The sequence below is a fragment of the Streptomyces sp. KL109B genome, from assembly GCF_030766935.1.
In the GTDB taxonomy this organism is placed as follows: Bacteria; Actinomycetota; Actinomycetes; order Streptomycetales; family Streptomycetaceae; genus Streptomyces.
In genome coordinates this window covers 222,029-242,350 of the sequence record NZ_JASERL010000008.1, presented here as the reverse complement: position 1 = coordinate 242,350, position 20,322 = coordinate 222,029, and the positions used below count along the sequence as shown (strand labels likewise).

Here is a 20,322-nt window from a genome sequence, read left to right as displayed (position 1 = left end):
GGGAAGGATGATTCCGATGCCCGCAGAAGAACCGACTGCCGATCAGCCCGTCCGCTACGAGGTCAAGGGCTCGGTCGCGCATGTGACGATGAACCGGCCGAAGTACCGCAACGCACAGAATTCGGCGATGACGTACGCCCTCGACTCCGCCTTCTACCGGGCCGCGGAGGACGAGGACGTGAAGGTCGTCGTGCTCGCGGGGGCGGGCGAGCACTTCTCGGCGGGGCACGACATCGGGACGCCGGAGCGGGACGCGCATCTGCCGTTCGAGCGGCGGGCCGGGCTGTGGTGGGACCACTCGGACAAGCGGGGCGCCGAGTCCCGGTTCGCGCGCGAGTCCGAGGTGTACCTCGGCATGTGCCGCCGCTGGCGCGAGCTGCCGAAGCCGGTGATCGCGTCCGTTCAAGGGGCGTGCGTGGCGGGCGGATTGATGCTGGCGTGGGTCTGCGACCTGATCGTCGCGAGCGAGGACGCCTTCTTCGCGGACCCCGTCGTACGGATGGGGATACCGGGCGTCGAGTACTTCGCGCACCCGTGGGTGATGCCGCCGCGGATCGCGAAGGAGTTCCTGTTCACGGGCGAGCGGATGAGCGCGCGCAGGGCGTACGAGGTGGGGATGGTGAACCGAGTGGTGCCGCGCGCCGAACTGACTGCCGCCACCCGTGACTTGGCGGACCGGGTCGGCGAGATGCCGCGCCTGGGCCTCGCCCTCACCAAGCGCGCGGTGAACCAGGCGGAGGACCTCCAGGGCCTGCACGCAGGTATGGACTCGGTCTTCGGCCTGCACCACCTGGCGCACGCGCACAACGCGGAGACGGCGGCGGACTCGCTCGGTGGCATGGACGTACGCGCGATGAAGGAGGCGGGCACGCGATGAACCTGGACTTCACGCCGGAGGAGGACGCGTTCCGGGAGGAGGCACGGGAGTGGCTGGCCGCGCATGTGCCTGCTGATCCGCTGCCGTCGTTGGAGACCGCCGGGGGCTTCGCCGCGCACCGCGCGTGGGAGGCGGAGATGTCCGCGGACCGCTGGTCGGTGGTGTCCTGGCCGGAGGAGTTCGGGGGCCGGGGCGTCGACATCTTCAAGTGGCTGATCTTCGAGGAGGAGTACTACGCGGCGGGGGCCCCGGGCCGCGTCTCCCAGAACGGCATCAACCTCCTGGCCCCCACCCTCTTCGACCACGCCACGGACGAGCAGCGGGCGCGGGTGCTGCCGTCGATGGCGAGCGGCGAGGTGATCTGGGCGCAGGCATGGTCGGAGCCGGAGGCGGGCTCGGACCTGGCGTCGCTGCGCTCGCACGCGATACGCACGGACGGCGGCTGGCTGCTGCGCGGCCAGAAGACCTGGTCGTCGCGGGCGGCGTTCGCGGACCGCGCCTTCGGCATCTTCCGCACGGACCCGGAGGCGGCGAAACCGCACCACGGGCTCACGTACCTGATGTTCGATCTGCACGCGCCGGGCGTAACGGTTCGGCCGATCGGCCGCATCGACGGCAAGCCGGCCTTCGCTGAACTCTTCCTGGACGACGTGTTCGTGCCGGACGAGGACGTGATCGGCGAGGTCGGCAACGGCTGGCGCATCGCCATGTCGACGACGGGGAACGAGCGGGGGTTGATGCTCCGCTCCCCCGGCCGCTTCCTCGCCTCGTCGCGGCGACTCCTTGGCCTGTGGCGGGAGCACGGCGCGGATCCGGCGCTACGGGACCGGGTGGCGGACGCCGTGATCGGAGCACGCGCGTACCAACTGTTCACGTACGGCAACGCGTCACGGTTCGCGGCGGGCGAGCAGATCGGAGCGGAGTCCAGCCTGAACAAGATCTTCTGGTCGGAGTACGACATAGCGCTGCACGAGACGGCGCTGGAACTGCTGGGCTCGGACGGGGAGTTGACGGACAGCGAGTGGGCGGAGGGGTACGTCTTCTCGCTGGCGGGACCCATTTACGCCGGTACGAATGAGATCCAGCGCGACATCATCGCCGAGCGCCTGCTCGGCCTGCCGAAGGGACGCCGCTGATGAGGTTCCTCCTGGACGCGGAGCAGGCCGAGTTCGGCCGCACGCTCGACCGGATGCTGGGCGCGGCGGACACGCCGTCGGCGATACGCGCGTGGGCGGGTGGCGACGCGGGCCCCGGGCGGGCGCTGTGGGGTCGGCTCGCGGAGGCCGGGGTGTTCGGGCTTTCGGTGTCGGAGGCGTACGAGGGGCTTGGCCCGCTGCCGGTGGAACTGGCGGTGTCGTACGTGGAGTTGGGGCGGCACGCGGTGCCAGGGCCGGTGGTCGAGACGGCGGCGGTGGCGACGGCGCTGGACGGTTCGGAGGCCGGGAAGGAGTGGCTGCCGAGGATCGCGGCGGGCGAGGTGCTGGTGACGCTGGCGCCGTCGGGGTCGTATGCGCTGGACGCGGACGCGGCGGACGCGGTGTTCCTGATGGACGGCGAGGAGATACGTGTCGCCGCTGGGCACGGCCCGTTGCGTGAGTCGGCGGACCCGGCACGCCGCCTTTTCCTGCCCGCCGAGGGCGGGGAGGTCGTGGCACGCGGCGCCAAGGTCCGGGAGGCCGTGGACATGGCGGCGTTCCTGACGGCGGCGCAATCGCTCGGCGTCGGGCTGGAACTGCTGCGCCGCACGGTCGACTACGTACGCCAGCGTAAACAGTTCGGCGTCCCGGTCGGCTCCTTCCAGGCGGTGAAGCACCGGCTCGCGGACGCGCTGGTGGGCCTTGAGTTCGCGCGTCCGTTGCTGTTCGGGGCGGCGCTGACGATGACGTCTTCGGATGTCGCGGCGGCGAAGGTCGCCTCCGGCGAGGCGGCGTACGCGGCGGCGCGGGCAGCGCTCCAGTTGCACGGTGCGGTGGGCTATACGGAGGAGTTGGACCTGTCGTTGTGGTTGAGGAAGGCACGACCATTGCGGGATGCGTGGGGGGCGCCTGGGGTGTGGCGGGGGCGGGTGGTGGGCGGGTAGCCCGGGGTCAGGCCGCGATCCAGAATCAGGGCAAGTCGTGTCATATGAGGTCCGCGAAGCAGGTTCGACGCCCCCACGGTCAAGGACTTGACCGACACCACCCCGTACATCATCACGCGCGCCACCGCCCCATCGGACCGGCTGCTGCCCGCGGGTGACCTCGCAGCGCCCCGGCCGGAATGCCGACTGGCGTTTCGACGAAGCGACCAACTGACCCGTACTCGGTCAGGACCGGGCGGCCATGTGCGCCGCACCGAGGGCCGCCTTGTCCGCCCTGCCGCCCGAGGCGGGTGCCTGCTCGTGAGAATGTCGCAGTCATACGCTTGTCTGCGACATTCCCACGGGCACACCACCTGTCCTGCGCCCTGAAATCGGATTCGCCAACAGCGTCCGCTTGAGCAGCGGGGTCCGGGGCAGAGCCCCGTGGCCGTAACGCCGGTTCGGCTAAAGGCCGGTGACCACACCCACGGGCCCCCGCGCCCACACGTCCACGTCGCCCCCGGCCAGGGACACCGCGTCATAGTGGCCCAATTCCCGACCCGCGACCTCCGCCCCCTCCGCGCCGAGCGCCACGAGCAACGCGGTGCCGGGCAGACGGATCCGGCCTCGCAGCACAGTCACGGACGGCGGAGCCGACACCGCGCCGCGGCGCCACATGACGTTGAAGTTGACGACGGGGGCGCCGAGTAGGCGGCAGTCCGTGGGGACGTCGCCGGGGAAGTCCCGTGGCACGTACGGGGTGTCGACGACCACGTCACGGCCACCCACGGTCAACCGCATCCCGTCCCCCTCGACCATCGTGAGCGTCCGGTCGACCTCGGGAAACGCGGAGAACGGCCCGTCGGCCCCCACCTCCGCCAGACTCACCCGCCACGAGAAGTCCGCCATCCCCGCACCGCCCGGGAACCCCGCCACCTCCCGCGTGACACCCCCACCGTTCTTCCAGGCGACGGCGGCACGGTCGGCGGCGGGCAGGAAACGTACGGCGGACGGCACGTGGCGCGCGGGATCGTTCATAAACGCCGACGCTACCGCCCCAGGCGGCCACCCTTGAGGGCGGAGACGAAGGACGACCATTCCGTGGCGGCGAAGGTGAGTACCGGGCCACCGGGGTCCTTGCTGTCGCGAACGGGAACGACGGCGTCGAGGCCGTCGCGAACCTCGACGCACTCGCCGCCGTCCGAGTTGCTGTACGAACTCTTGCGCCACGGCGACGCGCCGAGCGACAGGAGGTCGTCGGAGACCTCGACGCACGCGCCGCCGTCCGAGTTGCTGTAGGAACTCTTGCGCCACGCGAGGGCGCTCAGGTCGATGGATCGCACGGTTCTTCTTCCTCCAACATGCGCAGGATGAGCTTCCTCGACTCGGCCGCAGACAGCGCCAGGTCGCGCAGTGCATCGTAAGCACGTTGCAACCGCTCAACTGCCACGTTCTTCTCGATGAGTTCACCCTCGTACGCGTTCTCGACGTATGCGACGGTACGCCCATCAGGGAGCCGCAGGAACATCACGTCAGTGCTGTTCAGGCCGTGCAACCCAGCACTGAACGGCAGCACTTGCAGCGTCACGTTCGACCACTCGGCCACCTCGGCCAAGTGCCGCAACTGCTCCTTCCACTCCGCCTTGTCCCTCAGCTCGGTGCGCAGCACCGCCTCCGACACGATCGACCGGAACGGCGGCGCGTCCTCACCCTCGATCAGCTCCCGGCGTCCGATGCGGGCCTTGACCTGCTTCTCCAGCTCCTCCCCGCGATGCCCACCGGCGGCAAGCAACTCCCTTGCATATCCCGGCGTTTGCAGCAGACCGTGCATCACGCTCACCCCGAAGTGCCACAGGCTGATCGCCTCAGCCCGCGCTGAGTCCGCAACGAATGGGCCTCTTCGGCGAACCGCTCGCGCGGCGTGCGACTGCGAACCGTGACCACTCGACGTTGAGGCACGTCCGCCACCTCCTTGTGGCTCGTGGCTTGTGGAATTTGTGGAACGAACTCCCCGCGCCAGGGAGGAACCGCCGGTAACCGGCGTCGGCGGCCCACCCCTCGGACATCCTCGTAACGCAACACCCGCACTACACAAAGTAGTTGGGCGGCTACGACATAGCCTGAGAAATCAAGAATTACGCGGAAACATCCCGAGAGCATGCGCACACGCCCCATGAAGAAGACCCAAGAGGCCACCGAAGCCCGCGACGCCCTCGTCCACCTCGGCGTCTGCTCCGCACCCGTCGCCCACGAACTCGCAGCCGTGATCACGAGAGGCGCCGCTCCGAAACAGGACGCGGACACCCTCAGCGCCCGCGTCGCCGAAGCCAACGCGCTGAGCCGCAAGGCGCACACCCACCGCTGACACCCGCCCACGCGACACAAGTGGTGCGGTCGAGCATGTCGGGCACGCCGGCCTAAGAGCGCGGCGCCGCCCTGCTCGCGCAGGCGGCGCCCTCGGCGGCGGGCACAGCCCCGAGGCCCGGCTCTCCCGCCAGTGCATCCGCCAGGACACCGACCTCGCCCCCCAACGCACGCAATGCGTCCGGCGATTGCGCTCCCAGCTCCCGTTCGAGACGTGCCTGCGTTTCGTCGCTCACCAGTCCTCCACGGAGATGCGGGAAGCACTGCACCCAACTCCGTGATGTCGTCAAACACTTCGGGGACAATGCGAAGCCGGAGCGACGAAGAGCGACCACGGCGACGACCGGGAGGCAGTGCGTGGCGGGCGAACCGGGCGGCGAGCAGGGTGGCGGCGGACGGCGACGGGCGCTGCTGATCGGCGTACAGAACACCCCGTACCTGGCGCAGGATCCCGAACTCGCGGACATCTACCGACCGTTGGACTGCGTCGCACAGGACGTCGCGATGCTCGCCACCGCGCTTGAGCAGTCCGACTACGAGACGAAGACGCTGTACGAGGGCGCCGGGGTCAGCCCGGTCATCGCCGAGATCACGCGCTTCCTCACGGCGTGCGGGCCCGGCGACACCGCGCTGCTGTACTTCACCGGGCACGGCGTCACCGTCAACGGCCGTGACCATCTGGTCCTCCAGGACAGCCAGCCCGCGCCCCGCGCCACGCAGGACCGGCCCCCGTCCCTGCTGCCGCGCACGCTGCTGCGCGCCGACCCGTCCGAGCTGCTGTCCGCGCTCCCCCAGGGCGTCACGGCGGTCGTCTGCCTCGACATCTGCCGCGACGGCGACGACGCCCTGAACGCGGACGACCCCGACGGCGCGTGGAGTGAGCCGCACGACGCGTACTGGCTCTACAGCTGCGGTCCGGGGCAGCGTTCCTACGCGAGTCCGGAGACGGGCAGCCTGTTCGCGCGGGCCCTCATGGCGGCGCTGTCGCGGGTCAATCCGCCGACCACGTTCCGTGCCGTCGCCGACTACGCCCAGAGCGAGTTGATCCGGCTGGCGGAACGTCACCCGCAGCTGCCCGCGCCCACCGTGGGCAAGCTGCTGCCGGTGCCCGCGCAGGGCGGCGAGCACCGGGATCCCGTGGTGTGCGAGGGGGCCGAGCAGTCCCTCGCCTGGTCCCGCACCGTGCGCGAGTCCGGCCTGTGGCAGCACACGTCGGGCAGCCCCGAGACGCACGAGCGGGTCAAGGAGCGGCTGACGGAGCTGGTGCACTGCGTCGTGGAGAGCAGTTCCCAGGCCCGCGCGCACCGGGACGACCCGTGGGCGGATCCGCTGTACCCGCAGCGGGTGGAGGCGCGCCTCGCCGAGCTGGTCTCGCGCGCCCGACTGCGGGGTGACGAACGGCTCTCCCCCGCCGAGACGGCTGCGCTCCTGGCGGGCGCGGTCGTCCATGAGGGCATCGTGACGATCGCCCTGGACGAGCTGCGCCGGCTCCTGCCGGAGAAGTTCGATCCGGGCCCGCGCGAGCCCGACGAAGGCGCTCCCGACGATCACGGGGAGCTCGTCCGGGACGCCGCACGCGATGTCTGCCGGGCCCACTCCCTCGTCGTCCGTACGACAGAGACGCTGCGCGGGCGCGGCCTCGACCAGGCGGCCACGGCCGCCGACCACTGGCTGCGCCACCGTTTCATCGCCGACTGGGACGACCTGTGGACGCCGGGCGGATACGGGGCCGTGGACGAGGTGATCTCCCTGGTGGTGGACGCCGTCGAGGCCGCCGCGGAGCAGCCACTGCCCGGCCCCCGCCGCTCGTCGGAGGAGCGGCAGGAGATCGACAGCCAGGTACGCCAAGTCCTCGCGCACCTCACCGTGCGGCCCGCGCGCGGGCCGCGCCTGAGCGACGCGCGGCACAGCGAGGAGTGGATCGAGGCCAGGCCGGTGCGCGGCAACCAGTGGCGCGCCCGTCACCTGGCCCAACTCCTGTGGACAGCAGCGATGTTGGCCGCCGATCCGCGCCGCCTCCCGAGCGTCGTCGTCGACCACCTCGGCGCCCACGAACCGCTCCGCGCCGACGAGGTGATCGCGGCCCTCGCCGCTCTCGACTACGACGACGCGGACGGCCGCACTGCGGGCGGGCACGGCATCGCGGTACGGCTGCGCTGCCCGCACCCCGCGTTGCACGCCGCCTTGGAGGAGGTGGTGGGCGCGGCCGACACGGCGGTGCGCGCGTGCGCGGACGACTCCCCTGGGCCACCACCGCTGCTGCGCGGCCTCCCCGACCGTGTGACCACGGCAGAGCTCCGCCCGCTGCCCGGCCGCTACAAGGCCCCGCTGGAACGCTTCCGGCTCGCCGAGGACGAGATACGCCCGCTGCTCATGGGTAAGCAGCTGTACGGCGACCGCATGCTGGCGGTGCGCGAGCTGTACCAGAACGCCCTCGACGCCTGCCGCTACCGGGACATGCGGCGCCGCTACGGCCGCACCCGCGCTCCGTGGAGCGGCGAGATCACCTTCACTCAGGGCTGGGACGGCAACCGGCCGTACATCGAGTGCCTCGACAACGGCAGCGGCATGACGCGCTCCCGCCTGACGTCCATGTTCGCCCGCGCGGGCAAGCGCTACGAGCAGGACCCCGAGTTCGTCCAGGAGCGCCGCGAGTGGCGCCGGGCGGGGCTCACCGTCCAGCCCTTCAATTCCCGTTTCGGCATCGGTGTGTTCAGTTACTTCATGCTGGCGGACGAGGTCGTGGTGTGGACCCGTCCTGTGGACTCGTCAGGGCGGGCCGACGGGTCGGTGGCGCTGCGGGTGGACATCCGGTCGGGGTCGGGCCTGTTGCGGATCAACTCCACCCGGGACGCGGAGGTGCCCGAGAACGGGGGGACGCGGGTTCGGCTTTATCTGGCGGAGACTCCGGAGGGCGAACCGGCCCCCTCGCTCGCGGTGGCCCTGAGCAAACAGCTCTGGGTCACCGATCACGAGGTGACGGCGCGGGAGATGAGCGGAAGCGGCGAAGTGATCCGCAAGGTCTCCTGGGAGCCGGGCCGCCTCACGGTGCCTCCCGAGGCCGGGATCGACGGCACCCCGGTCCCGCTCGGCGAGGAGGGGCAGGCCGACGCGTGGCTGGTGCAGGGGGACGGGCAGCTCCTCCTGGACGGCGTGTTCATCGGCCCCTTCCAACCGGTGACCGGATTCGTGGCCAACCTGCGGGAGCGCCACTCACCTGTGCCGAGCGTGGACCGCAACCAGCTCCTGAGCCTCGACGCGGAGCTGCTGATGCGGGAGATCCTCGCCCATGTCCCGGCCGCCGCGGGCCGGATCAAGGAGGTGTCGCTCGACTTCCTGTGGGAACTGACCCGGTCCTCGCCCCAGTTGGCGGTGGAGCTGTTGGACGCCTTCCCGCAGGGCACCACGGCCCGGCGCATGGAGAAGTACAGCAACCGGTTGTCGGGCGGCCGGGTGGACCTGGGCGAGGCGGGCTGCCTGCCGATCGACGAGTTCCCGACCGGATTCCTCGGCGAGTTGCCGACCAGCGGCGCCCGGTTCCACGAGTACGAGATCTACAAGCGGTGGCGCACCAGCCTCCTTCACTCGGACCGGGTCCTGGAGTCCTTCGTACCCGCCGGGTACCCGCGGCCGACCGGATTCGACACCCTCCTCTTCCAGGGCCACACGGCCCATCCGTGGGAGGGCGTACTCAAGTCGGCGCTCGGCGGACGCCGGTCGCCGCGTCGGGCCCTGCGGGCACTGCGTCGCTACGCCGTCACGGGCGTCGAGGTGCCCGACCCGCCCGACCTCGACGCCCTGGATGACGTACCGGTATCGCGACGGTCGCTGAACCTCTACCACGCCTACAAGACCCGGAACTTGTCCGCACTGCGCCATACTCCGCCCGTGCCCATGACCCCGGCGTCCATGGAGCCGGGCAGGCACTCGCCCGCTCCGCACACTCCCTTGGTCGTCGTGTCGGCGCTCCACGAGTGCACGCTCGGCGAGGCGGGCGAGATCCTGCGGGGGCTCCGGCACATGGATCCGGCGCTGCCGTCGCCTCCGAAGCTGGCTCCCGCGCTCCGCGACACCCGCGTCAGCCGCGGCGAGGCGACCCTCCTGGCCTCCGATCGCATGGACCTGGCGCATGAATTCGACGTCTCACCCCCTACGTTCGGCCGTGCGCGGGTGCGGTACCAGGAGTTTCCGAACTGGAGACCCGGAACGATCGGCCCCGTCGACCTTCTCCGGCGGTCCGCCTCGGCGTTCGCACCTGTCCCCGAAGTGGCGCAGCTCGTGGAGAGGTTCGGTCCGCTGGGCTTCACCCTGGATCCCGCACCGACCCCGCAGACCCTGGAGGGACACCAGCCGACGCTCGACCAGCAGCTACTGCTCTCCATCGGCCGGGACCGCAAGCCGCCCTGGCACGAAGGCGACCTGTCGGTACGGCAGTTGATCGAAATCGCCGCCCGGCATCACTGCCCTCTTGGCGATGCCGCTCAGTGCGTCAACGATTCCACGCCGTTCACGGCCGTTCGTACGCCCGCGATCCCCGACGAGGCGGTCGACTGGTACCCGCCGGGCACCTTCTCCAGCCTCTACGCCTTGCGGCCCGCGGGCACCGAGGACGCCCCCGTCTCCCTGTGGGAACTGGTCGGCGCCTTCGCGCACATGGCCGAGGAGGTGCGCAGCGAACTGCACACGGCAGTCGGGGCGCTGCGAGCCCTGGGCGTGCTCGACGTGGACGACGCGTCCCTCGCGCTCCTGGAACGACAGACGGCAGCGCCCCATGGCCTCCTGGCCCCCGCCCCCGGCCCCGGTTTTCAGCCGGGCAGACTCAGTGCCCGGTTCGGCGAAGCCGGCGCCGACATCTGCTACATCATGGCCGTGTCACAGCACCTCGGCGAGCGACTCGGCGCCGTGGAAGAGAAGTTGAAGGCCTTGGAAACCGCACTCCCCCTGACCGTGGCGGACGTACCGGAAGCGGTACGGGGGCTGCGGGTCACGGCAACCGACCTCGACGCACTGACCGAACCAGGAGACGCCAGTACGTACGTGCACAGCCCCGCGCCGGAGCTCTCCCGGCTGGGTCTCCTGACCCACGCCCGGCACTCCAAACTCCCCCTCTCCGCCTCCCGCTCCCACCTCTCCCTCCTCGCCACCGCGACCGGCACCACCCTCCCCGGCCCCTTCGAAGGCCCCGACGCCGACGCCCTCGCCGACTTCACCCCCGACGAGTTCGACCTCGCCGCCTTCGACCACGGCCTCCTCGGCCCCGGCACCCTCGGCCCCCTCGAACTCGTCCGCGTGGCGGGCCGGTTCGGGTGGGATCTGGGGCGGACGTACGAGCGCTACGCCCCCTTCGCCTGCCTCGGCCTGGACGTCACGACGCCGGCCCCCGAAGGCGACGAGTGCGAGCTGGTCCCCGACTGGCGGGACGTGATCGTGCTGACGGAGCGGCTCACCGGCCGGGCCCCGGCCGTCACCGGCACCGTCCCCGAGGAGCACATCGCGCTGTGCGCCGAGGAGACGGACCTCGACACAGACGGCGTACGAGAACGCCTCCAGGCCTACGCCCGCCTGTTCGGCCTCACCGTGAGTCACACCCGACAGACACCACCGCAGGAGCCCACCCGCCCATGACCTCCGCCACCCCCTACCGGCTCACCCGCCACCCCGACACCCTCACCTTCCAGTGGACCGTCCAAGAGGCCGATGGTGAACGGGAGTTGACCGCCACGGGCACCTGCCCCACCTGCGGCTGCCCCACCACCCGCTCCTTCGGCCCGATCCAGCCCCTGATCGCCAAGGGCGGATTCCTGAACCGGCGGCAGGAGCCGGACGAAGCCGAATCGCTCCCCTGGAACACCTCCTGCCAGTGCGAGGGCTACCACCAGCCGCGCCCCGCCGACCGCGGCGGCTGCGGCGCCCTGCTCACCCTCGCCCCGCCGCCCGCCGCAGCCCTCCACGGGCTCCAAGGAAGCTGAGCCACCAAGTGCCGTTCACCGACGACCAGTTGCGGAACGCCGAGGACCGGGCCGCCGCGCTCCGCGACCCGCACCAACAGCTCCGCCTCGCCCAGCACCAGGCCGAGGGCTACCGCACGTACCTCTCCTCCCTCACCGGGCTGCTCGCCGCGGTCTTCGTGCTCAAGGGGCAGGAGAATCTGAGCAAGCTGCCCGACGGGGCGCGCTGGACCGTCGTCCCGCTGCTCGGCCTCGGGTTCCTGGCGCTGGTCGCCGCCTCCTGGCTGAGCGTCGCCGCCGTGCACGGCCGCCCCGGCGAGGAGGTCTACAGCGAACCGAACCGGCTCCTGGCGTACGAGCGTCAACGCACCCGCACCATCTGGAAGTTGATCGAGGCCGCCCGCTGGCTCGGCCTGCTCGGCGTCCTGGCCGTGGCCGCCGCCATCATCACCACCTGGGTCGCCCCGACGAAGTGACACGGCGAAGCGACACGGCCAAGTGACCGCCGGAGGCAGACGCACCGCGACGCCCGCCCAGCGTCCGGTCGGGGACTTCAATAGGGCGAGCGTCGCGCTCAGTTCCGTACGCCGTTGTACGGGACGTTCTCAGCGGCGGACCGTCACACGGCCAGCGCGCGGTCCGTCGGGCGGATCGGAGCCGGCAGCTCCGACGCCCCGGTCAGGAAGCGGTCCACACCGCGAGCCGCGGAGCGGCCCTCGGCGATGGCCCAGACGATCAGCGACTGGCCACGACCCGCGTCACCGGCCACGAACACACCCGGAACGTTCGTCTGGAACTCGTCGTCGCGGGCGACGTTGCCGCGCGCGTCGAGGTCCAGGCCGAACTGGTCCACCAGGCCGTTGGACTGGTCCGTGCCCGTGAAGCCCATGGCAAGCGTGACCAGCTGGGCCGGGATCTTGCGCTCGGTGCCGGGCTTGTTGACGAGCTTGCCGTCGACGAACTCGACCTCGGCGAGGTGCAGCCACTGTACGTTGCCGTCCTCGTCGCCCTCGAAGTGGGTGGTGCCCGCCGAGTAGATGCGCTCGCCGCCCTCCTCGTGCGCGGAGGTGACCTTGTAGAGCATCGGGAACGTGGGCCACGGCTGGGTGGTCGTGTTCCGCTCGTCGTTCGGACGCGGCATGATCTCCAGCTGCGTCACCGAGGCGGCGCCCTGGCGGTGCGCGGTGCCCACGCAGTCGGCGCCGGTGTCACCGCCGCCGATCACGACGACGTGCTTGCCCTCGGCGGTGATGGGCGGCTGGACGTAGTCGCCCTCCTGCACCTTGTTGGAGAGCGGCAGATACTCCATCGCGTAGTGGATGCCGTTCAGCTCGCGCCCCGGGACCGGGAGATCACGCGACACAGTCGCGCCCGCCGCCACGACCACGGCGTCGTAGCGCTTGCGCAGCTTCGCGGCGTCGATGTCCTGGCCGATCTCCACACCCGTGCGGAACTTGGTGCCCTCCGCGCGCATCTGCTCGATGCGGCGGTTGATGTGGCGCTTCTCCATCTTGAACTCGGGGATGCCGTAGCGGAGCAGGCCGCCGATGCGGTCCGCGCGCTCGTACACCGCGACCGTGTGACCGGCCCGCGTCAGCTGCTGGGCGGCGGCCAGACCGGCCGGGCCCGAGCCGATGACCGCGACGGTCTTGCCGGACAGGCGCTCCGGGACCTGCGGGGCGACGTCGCCCGTGTCCCACGCCTTGTCGATGATCGAGACCTCGACGTTCTTGATGGTCACGGCCGGCTGGTTGATGCCGAGGACGCACGCCGACTCGCACGGGGCCGGGCACAGGCGGCCCGTGAACTCCGGGAAGTTGTTCGTGGCGTGCAGACGCTCGGAGGCCGCCGACCAGTCCTCGCGGTACGCGTAGTCGTTCCACTCGGGGATCAGGTTCCCCAGCGGGCAGCCGTTGTGGCAGAACGGGATGCCGCAGTCCATGCAGCGGGACGCCTGCTTGCTGATGATGGGGAGCAGGGAGCCCGGAACGTAGACCTCGTTCCAGTCCTTGACGCGCTCCTCGACGGGGCGGGTCTCGGCGACCTCGCGCCCGTGGTTCAGAAAGCCCTTGGGATCAGCCATTGGTCGCCGCCTCCATCATCTTCTCGGTGATCTCGGTCTCGGAGAGACCGGCTCGCTCGGCGGCGTCCTTGGCGGCGAGCACTGCCTTGTACGTGCTGGGGATGATCTTCGTGAACCGGGCAAGCGAGGCGTCCCAGTTCGCGAGGAGCTTCTCGGCGACGGTGGAGCCGGTCTCCTCCTGGTGGCGGCGCACCACGTCGTGCAGCCACTGCTTGTCGGTGTCGTCGAGGGGCTCGACGGCCGACTTGTTCCCGGCGTTGAGGTTGTCCGGGTCCATGTCGATGACGTACGCGATGCCGCCCGACATGCCGGCCGCGAAGTTGCGGCCCGTCTCGCCGAGGATCACCGCGTGGCCGCCGGTCATGTACTCGCAGCCGTGGTCGCCCACGCCCTCCGAGACCACCGTCGCGCCGGAGTTGCGGACGCAGAAGCGTTCGCCGGTGCGGCCGCGCAGGAACAGTTCGCCGCCCGTCGCGCCGTACGCGATGGTGTTGCCGGCGATCGTCGAGTACTCGGCGAGGTGGTCGGCGCCGCGGTCCGGGCGGACGACGACGCGGCCGCCGGAGAGGCCCTTGCCGACGTAGTCGTTGGCGTCGCCTTCGAGGCGCAGCGTCACGCCGCGCGGGACGAAGGCGCCGAAGGACTGGCCCGCGGAGCCGGTGAAGGTGATGTCGATGGTGTCGTCGGGCAGGCCCGCGCCACCGAACTTCTTCGTCACCTCGTGGCCGAGCATGGTGCCGACCGTGCGGTTGATGTTGCGGATGGCGACCTGGGCGCGGACCGGCTGGGCGTCCGTCTGGTCGCCCGCCGCGAGGGCGTCGGCGGCGAGCTTGATCAGCTCGTTGTCGAGCGCCTTCTCCAGGCCGTGGTCCTGGTCGATGAGGCGGTGCCGGACGGCGCCCTCGGGCAGTTCCGGAACGTGGAACAGCGGCTCCAGGTCGAGGCCCTGCGCCTTCCAGTGGTTCACGGCCCGCTCGGTGTCGAGGAGTTCGGCGTGGCCGACGGCCTCCTCGATGGAGCGGAAGCCCAGCTCGGCGAGGAGTTCGCGGACCTCTTCGGCGATGAACTGGAAGAAGTTGACGATGTACTCGGCCTTGCCGGAGAACCGCTCGCGCAGCGTCGGGTTCTGCGTGGCGATGCCGACCGGGCAGGTGTCCAGGTGGCAGACGCGCATCATGACGCAGCCGGAGACGACGAGCGGCGCGGTCGCGAAACCGAACTCCTCGGCGCCGAGCAGCGCGGCGATCAGCACGTCGCGGCCGGTCTTCAGCTGGCCGTCGGTCTGGACGACGATGCGGTCACGAAGACCATTCAGCAGAAGCGTCTGCTGGGTCTCCGCGAGGCCCAACTCCCAGGGACCACCGGCGTGCTTCAGCGACGTGAGCGGCGAGGCGCCCGTGCCGCCGTCGTGGCCGGAGATCAGGACGACGTCCGCGTGCGCCTTGGAGACGCCGGCCGCGACCGTGCCGACACCGACCTCCGACACCAGCTTTACGTGGATACGCGCGGCCGGGTTGGCGTTCTTGAGGTCGTGGATCAGCTGAGCCAGGTCCTCGATGGAGTAGATGTCGTGGTGCGGCGGCGGGGAGATGAGGCCCACGCCCGGCGTCGAGTGACGCGTCTTGGCGACCCACGGGTAGACCTTGTGTCCTGGCAGCTGGCCGCCCTCGCCGGGCTTGGCGCCCTGGGCCATCTTGATCTGGATGTCGTCGGAGTTGACCAGGTATTCGCTGGTCACGCCGAAGCGGCCGGACGCGACCTGCTTGATCGACGAGCGGCGCGCCGGGTCGTACAGGCGCTCCGGGTCCTCGCCGCCCTCACCGGTGTTGGACTTGCCGCCCAGCTGGTTCATGGCGATGGCGAGGGTCTCGTGGGCCTCGCGCGAGATGGAGCCGTACGACATGGCGCCGGTCGAGAAGCGCTTGACGATCTCGGAGGCCGGCTCGACCTCGTCGATGGAGATCGGCTCGCGGCCCTCGGACTTGAAGTTGAACAGGCCGCGCAGCGTCATCAGGCGCTCGGACTGCTCGTTCACGCGGTCCGTGTACTTCTTGAAGATGTCGTAGCTGCCCGAGCGCGTGGCGTGCTGCAGGCGGAAGACCGTCTCCGGGTCGAACAGGTGCGGCTCGCCCTCGCGGCGCCACTGGTACTCGCCGCCGATGTCGAGCGCGCGGTGCGCGGGCGCGATGCCGGATGCGGGGTACGCCTTGGCGTGCCGGGCGGCGACCTCCTCGGCGATGACACCGAGGTCGGCGCCGCCGATCTTGGTGGTGGTGCCGTTGAAGTACTTCTCGACGAAGTCCTCGTCGAGGCCGACGGCCTCGAAGACCTGGGCGCCGCGGTAGGAGGCGACGGTCGAGATACCCATCTTGGACATGACCTTGAGGACGCCCTTGCCGAGCGCGTAGATCAGGTTCCGGATGGCGTCCTCGGCCTCTATGCCGTTGAGGAACGTACCGGCGCGGACCAGGTCCTCGACCGACTCCATGGCGAGGTACGGGTTGACCGCCGCGGCGCCGAAGCCGATGAGGAGGGCCACGTGGTGGACCTCGCGCACGTCACCGGCCTCGACGAGCAGGCCCACCTTGGTGCGCTGCTTCGTACGGATGAGGTGGTGGTGCACGGCCGCGGTGAGCAGCAGCGAGGGGATCGGCGCGTGCTCGGCGTCGGAGTGCCGGTCGGAGAGCACGATGAGGCGGGCGCCGGCCTCGATGGCGGCGTCGGCCTCGGCGCAGATCTCGTCGATGCGGGCGGCGAGCGCGTCGCCGCCGCCGTTCACCCGGTACAGGCCGGACAGGGTCACGGCCTTCATGCCGGGCATGTCGCCGTCGGCGTTGATGTGGATGAGCTTGGCGAGCTCGTCGTTGTCGATCACCGGGAACGGCAGGGTGACCGCGCGGCAGGTGGCGGCCGTGGGCTCCAGGAGGTTGCTGCCGGGGCCCAGCGGGGAGCGCAGCGAGGTGACGAGCTCTTCACGGATGGCGTCCAGCGGCGGGTTGGTGACCTGCGCGAACAGCTGGGTGAAGTAGTCGAAGAGCAGCCGCGGGCGGGCGGACAGGGCCGCGATCGGGGTGTCCGTGCCCATCGAGCCGATCGGCTCGGCGCCGGCCTTGGCCATCGGCGCGACGAGGATGCGCAGCTCTTCCTCGGTGTAGCCGAAGGTCTGCTGGCGGCGCGTGACGGAGGCGTGCGTGTGCACGATGTGCTCGCGCTCGGGGAGGTCGGAGAGCTCGATCTCGCCGGCCTCCAGCCACTCCTCGTAGGGGTGCTCGGCGGCGAGGGCGGACTTGATCTCGTCGTCCTCGATGATGCGGTGCTCGGCGGTGTCCACGAGGAACATCCGGCCGGGCTGCAGGCGGCCCTTCTTGACGACCTTGGCCGGGTCGATGTCGAGGACGCCGACCTCGGAGCCGAGGACGACGAGTCCTTCGTCGGTCACCCAGTAGCGGCCAGGACGCAGGCCGTTGCGGTCGAGAACGGCGCCGACCTGGGTGCCGTCGGTGAAGGTGACACAGGCCGGGCCGTCCCAGGGCTCCATGAGGTTGGAATGGTACTGGTAGAAGGCGCGCCTGGCCGGGTCCATGGAGGCGTGGTTCTCCCAGGCCTCCGGGATCATCATCAGGACGCTGTGCGGCAGCGAACGGCCGCCCAGGTGCAGGAGTTCGAGCACCTCGTCGAAGGAGGCCGAGTCGGAGGCGTCCGGCGTACACACCGGGAAGATCCGCTCCAGGTTGTCCGCGCCACCGAAGAGGTCGGAGGCGAGCTGCGACTCACGCGCGCGCATCCAGTTGCGGTTGCCCTTGACGGTGTTGATCTCACCGTTGTGCGCGACGAAGCGGTACGGGTGCGCGAGCGGCCACGACGGGAACGTGTTCGTGGAGAACCGGGAGTGCACGAGCGCGATCGCGGAGGCGAAACGGCGGTCGGACAGGTCCGGGAAGAAGGGCTCCAGCTGGCCGGTGGTCAGCATGCCCTTGTAGACGATCGTGCGGGCGGAGAGCGACGGGAAGTACACGTCGGCCTCGCGCTCGGCGCGCTTGCGCAGCACGAACGCCTTGCGGTCGAGCGCGATGTCCTTCGACGTGCCGTCCGCGACGAAGAGCTGGCGGAAGGCCGGCATCGTCGAGCGGGCGGTGGCGCCGAGCAGCTGCGGGGCGACCGGGACCTCACGCCAGCCGAGGACGTTCAGGCCCTCTTCGGCGGCGATCGTCTCAAGCTGCGAGACGTACTCCTGGGTGCCCTCTTCGGGCAGGAAGGCGATACCGACGGCGTACGAACCGGCCTCGGGGAGGTCGAAGTCGACCACCTCGCGCAGGAAGGCGTCCGGAACCTGGGACAGGATGCCGGCGCCGTCGCCCGAGTCGGGCTCGGAGCCGGTGGCACCGCGGTGTTCCAGGTTTCGCAGAACGGTCAGCGCCTGCTCGACCAGCGTGTGGCTCGCCTCGCCGGTGAGGGTGGCCACGAAACCGACGCCACAGGCGTCGTGTTCGTTACGCGGGTCGTACATGCCCTGGGCAGCAGGGCGAGCATCCATGTGCGACCAGGTCTGGCCGCTGTTGGAATGCTGGGACGGCTGGCGCGAGGTACGCATCGGCTCTCCCGTCGTCGTCGTGGCAAGGTACGTGCCGAGGGACGACGTTGGCCCTCTGCGGAGAAGTGCTGCTCAAAAGCTGCTACTCAAAAAAGGTGCTGCTCAAAAAATTTCGTGCAGGTTACATGATGGGGCGGTTCTCGGGAACCGGATACTGCGTTCCAACATGCGGACACCGCGGGTGGCGGCGGGAGAGGCCTTGCCGGGCAGATCGATGACCGAGGGCCTGGGTGAAGCCGAGTGGTGAAGCCGAGTGGTGAAGCCGAGTGGTGCCGGTGTGCGCCGCGGGCCTCATTGCCCCCAGCGCTTACGGCTCATGCCCCGTGGTCAAACAATCGAAACCGCGCGGTAACGACTACTTATGCAAGGCGCTGTATAGGCATCTTCGGGCCACGGCCGCGACCCGTCAACCAGCAAAAGTCCCGAAGACGGTCCCCAGGAGATACGTCACACCCGCCGCGGCGCCACCGAGGGCCAGCTGCCGCAGTCCGCTGAACCACCAGGAACGCGCGGTCACCTTCGCCACGATCGCCCCGCACGCGAAGAGTCCGACGAGCGCGAGCAGCACGGCGGGCCACAGGGCGCTCGCCCCGAGCAGATAGGGCAGCACCGGGATCAGCGCGCCGAGCGCGAACGCGCCGAAGGAGGAGACGGCGGCGACCATCGGCGAGGGCAGGTCGCCGGGGTCGATGCCCAGCTCCTCGCGCGCGTGTATCTCCAGGGCCTGCTCGGGGTCGTGCGAGAGCTGCTTGGCGACCTCGTGCGCGAGCTCCGGCTCGACGCCGCGCGAGACGTACAGCTCGGCGAGCTCCTTCTGCTCGTCGGCCGGGTGCTTCCTCAACTCGCGCCGCTCGACGTCGAGTTCGGCCTCGACCAGCTCGCGCTGGGAGGCGACGGAGGTGTACTCGCCGGCGGCCATGGAGAAGGCTCCGGCGGCGAGGCCCGAGAGGCCGGTGATGATGATCGTCTGCTGCGAGACGGCGCCGCCCGCGACGCCCGCCATGAGCGCGAAGTTGGAGACGAGCCCGTCCATCGCGCCGAAGACCGCGGGGCGCAGCCAGCCGCCGTTGACATCACGGTGGGTGTGGTTGTCCCGGTGGGCGTCGTGCAGGGTCGCTGCGGTCTCGATGATGGCCATGGCCCCGAAAGTACGCGCGAAAAAACGGCCCTGCCAGCAAGGAAGGCCGTACTTACCTGCGGTTTTGCGCCCTGCGCAACGTACTGACCTTGACCTTCCCGAAGGGGTCGGTGATCTGGATCACAGGAAACAGGCGTTGACGGGCGGGAAACGGGGGAGCAACATCCGTAAACGTTTTCAACGACGGGAAACGTTTACAGAAGAGGGGCGGAACGCGGTGCCACAGCCGACGATCATCTCCATCGCCGAGCGCGCCGGTGTCTCCATCGCGTCCGTGTCCCGGGTGCTCAACGGCCTCGGCGCCCGCCCCGACACCACCGAGAAGGTCGAGCGCGCCGCCGCCGAACTCGGCTACGTACCCAACGCGGTGGCCCGCTCCCTCAAGGGCGGCCGCACCCGCCAGCTCACCTTCGCGATGCCCGACATCGGCAACCCGGTGTACGTGGCGATGGTCCGCGCCATCCAGTCCGTCGCGAAGGCGGCCGGATACCGCCTGCTCCTGCACTCCACGGACGCCGTCGTCGAGGACGAACTCGCGGTCCTGCGCAGCCTCGGCGACCGCACAAGCGACGGCCTGATCCTGTGCCCCATCCGCATCACGGACGCCCACGTCGAGGCGCTGCGCGGCGCGGCGGGCCCGGTCGTCGTCATCGGTTCGCTGCCCAGCGGCGTCCCGGTCGACAGCGTGCGCGCCGACTCGGTCGCGGGCGTCGCGCTCGCCGTGCGCCATCTGTACGAGACGGGCCGCCGCCGCATCGCCTTCGTCAACGGCCCCGCCGACACGGTCCCGGGGCGCAAGCGCGGCGAGGGCTACCGCAAGGCGCTCGCCGACTGCGGCCTCGCCTACGAGCCGGACCTCGTCGCGCGTACGGACTTCGACATCGAGGCCGGAGCCGCCGCGACCGAGGCGCTCCTCGACCAGAAGCCGGACGCGGTGTTCGGCGCCAACGACCAGCTGGCGCTCGGCGCCGCCCGCGCCCTGCACGCGCGCGGCCTGCGGATACCGCAGGACGTCGCCGTGGCCGGGATGGACGACAGCGTGCTCGCGCAGGCCGGCTGGCCGCCGCTGACCAGCGTCGACCTGGGCTCCACCGAGCGCGGCAAGCGCGCCGCCGAACTGCTCCTGCGGCGCTTGGACAGCGCGCGGGCCGCCGCCGACGACACCCCCGAGACCCCCACCCCCCGCACCACCACCGCCCCTCCCCGCCTCGTCGTCCGCGCCTCCACGGGCCGGGCGGCGACCGACAGTTGAGACATCGAGG

At 70.5% G+C, this 20,322-nt stretch carries 13 protein-coding genes and 1 pseudogene; 8 read left to right on the top strand and 6 right to left on the bottom strand.

All coding sequences use genetic code 11. The features are described from left to right. Positions 1–16 precede the first annotated feature (16 nt). The 3 genes from RBJ65_RS26730 to RBJ65_RS26720 are packed head-to-tail and all read left to right on the top strand — an operon-like array spanning position 17 to position 2,957. Positions 17–877 (top strand): enoyl-CoA hydratase, encoded by an 861-nt coding sequence (locus RBJ65_RS26730; protein ID WP_306322206.1) that lies wholly within the window; start codon positions 17–19, stop codon positions 875–877. Continuing rightward, positions 874–2,013: an acyl-CoA dehydrogenase family protein gene (locus RBJ65_RS26725; RefSeq protein ID WP_306322205.1), complete on the top strand. Its 1,140-nt coding sequence runs from the start codon at positions 874–876 to the stop codon at positions 2,011–2,013. Before RBJ65_RS26730 ends, RBJ65_RS26725 begins: the two co-directional genes overlap by 4 nt. Next, positions 2,013–2,957, top strand: coding sequence for an acyl-CoA dehydrogenase family protein (locus RBJ65_RS26720; protein ID WP_306322204.1), 945 nt, complete (start codon positions 2,013–2,015; stop codon positions 2,955–2,957). The genes RBJ65_RS26725 and RBJ65_RS26720 overlap by 1 nt, the downstream gene beginning before the upstream one ends. A 444-nt stretch (positions 2,958–3,401) precedes the next feature. On the opposite strand, the gene RBJ65_RS26715 is transcribed toward RBJ65_RS26720, so the two are convergent. The 3 genes and pseudogenes from RBJ65_RS26715 to RBJ65_RS26705 all read right to left on the bottom strand — a co-directional run. Further along, positions 3,402–3,974: a HutD family protein gene (locus tag RBJ65_RS26715; RefSeq protein ID WP_306322203.1), complete on the bottom strand. Its 573-nt coding sequence runs from the start codon at positions 3,972–3,974 to the stop codon at positions 3,402–3,404. Positions 3,975–3,985: 11 nt separating this feature from the next. Next, a complete protein-coding gene (locus RBJ65_RS26710) occupies positions 3,986–4,279 on the bottom strand; it encodes a DUF397 domain-containing protein (RefSeq protein WP_306322202.1) in 294 nt (97 codons plus the stop codon). Continuing rightward, positions 4,261–4,806 (bottom strand): annotated as a pseudogene (locus RBJ65_RS26705) (DUF5753 domain-containing protein); the annotation flags it as partial. The gene RBJ65_RS26710 and the pseudogene RBJ65_RS26705, both read right to left, overlap by 19 nt. A gap of 303 nt (positions 4,807–5,109) precedes the next feature. On the opposite strand from RBJ65_RS26705, the gene RBJ65_RS26700 reads away from it, so the two are divergent. The 4 genes from RBJ65_RS26700 to RBJ65_RS26685 all read left to right on the top strand — a co-directional run bounded on the left by RBJ65_RS26700 (position 5,110) and on the right by RBJ65_RS26685 (position 11,724). Then, positions 5,110–5,301 carry a hypothetical protein gene (locus tag RBJ65_RS26700; protein WP_306322291.1) on the top strand — a complete coding sequence of 64 codons (192 nt, stop codon included), beginning with the start codon at positions 5,110–5,112 and terminating at the stop codon, positions 5,299–5,301. A 356-nt stretch (positions 5,302–5,657) separates the two neighbouring features. Continuing rightward, positions 5,658–10,925 (top strand): caspase family protein, encoded by a 5,268-nt coding sequence (locus RBJ65_RS26695; protein ID WP_306322200.1) that lies wholly within the window; start codon positions 5,658–5,660, stop codon positions 10,923–10,925. After that, on the top strand, positions 10,922–11,269 hold the full coding sequence (locus tag RBJ65_RS26690) for a hypothetical protein (protein ID WP_306322199.1): 348 nt from the start codon (positions 10,922–10,924) through the stop codon (positions 11,267–11,269). The genes RBJ65_RS26695 and RBJ65_RS26690 overlap by 4 nt, the downstream gene beginning before the upstream one ends. 8 nt (positions 11,270–11,277) lie before the next feature. Further along, positions 11,278–11,724, top strand: a complete 447-nt coding sequence (locus RBJ65_RS26685) for a hypothetical protein (RefSeq protein ID WP_306322198.1) — start codon at positions 11,278–11,280, stop codon at positions 11,722–11,724. 143 nt (positions 11,725–11,867) lie between these two features. Here the strand turns inward: RBJ65_RS26685 and RBJ65_RS26680 are convergent, their stop codons facing one another. The 3 genes from RBJ65_RS26680 to RBJ65_RS26670 all read right to left on the bottom strand — a co-directional run bounded on the left by RBJ65_RS26680 (position 11,868) and on the right by RBJ65_RS26670 (position 19,060). Beyond that, positions 11,868–13,331, bottom strand: a complete 1,464-nt coding sequence (locus RBJ65_RS26680) for a glutamate synthase subunit beta (RefSeq protein WP_306322197.1) — start codon at positions 13,329–13,331, stop codon at positions 11,868–11,870. Beyond that, positions 13,324–17,922: a glutamate synthase large subunit gene (gene gltB, locus RBJ65_RS26675; RefSeq protein ID WP_306322196.1), complete on the bottom strand. Its 4,599-nt coding sequence runs from the start codon at positions 17,920–17,922 to the stop codon at positions 13,324–13,326. The genes RBJ65_RS26680 and gltB overlap by 8 nt, the downstream gene beginning before the upstream one ends. A gap of 406 nt (positions 17,923–18,328) precedes the next feature. Continuing rightward, the gene (locus tag RBJ65_RS26670) at positions 18,329–19,060 is read right to left on the bottom strand and encodes a VIT1/CCC1 transporter family protein (protein WP_306322195.1); all 732 of its coding nucleotides are present in this window, start codon (positions 19,058–19,060) and stop codon (positions 18,329–18,331) included. Between the two features lie 217 nt (positions 19,061–19,277). Here RBJ65_RS26670 and RBJ65_RS26665 point away from each other — a divergent pair, with 217 nt between their 5' ends. Next, complete coding sequence (locus RBJ65_RS26665) at positions 19,278–20,312, top strand: LacI family DNA-binding transcriptional regulator (RefSeq protein ID WP_306322194.1); 1,035 nt, start codon at positions 19,278–19,280, stop codon at positions 20,310–20,312. The last annotated feature ends 10 nt before the right edge of the window (positions 20,313–20,322 follow it).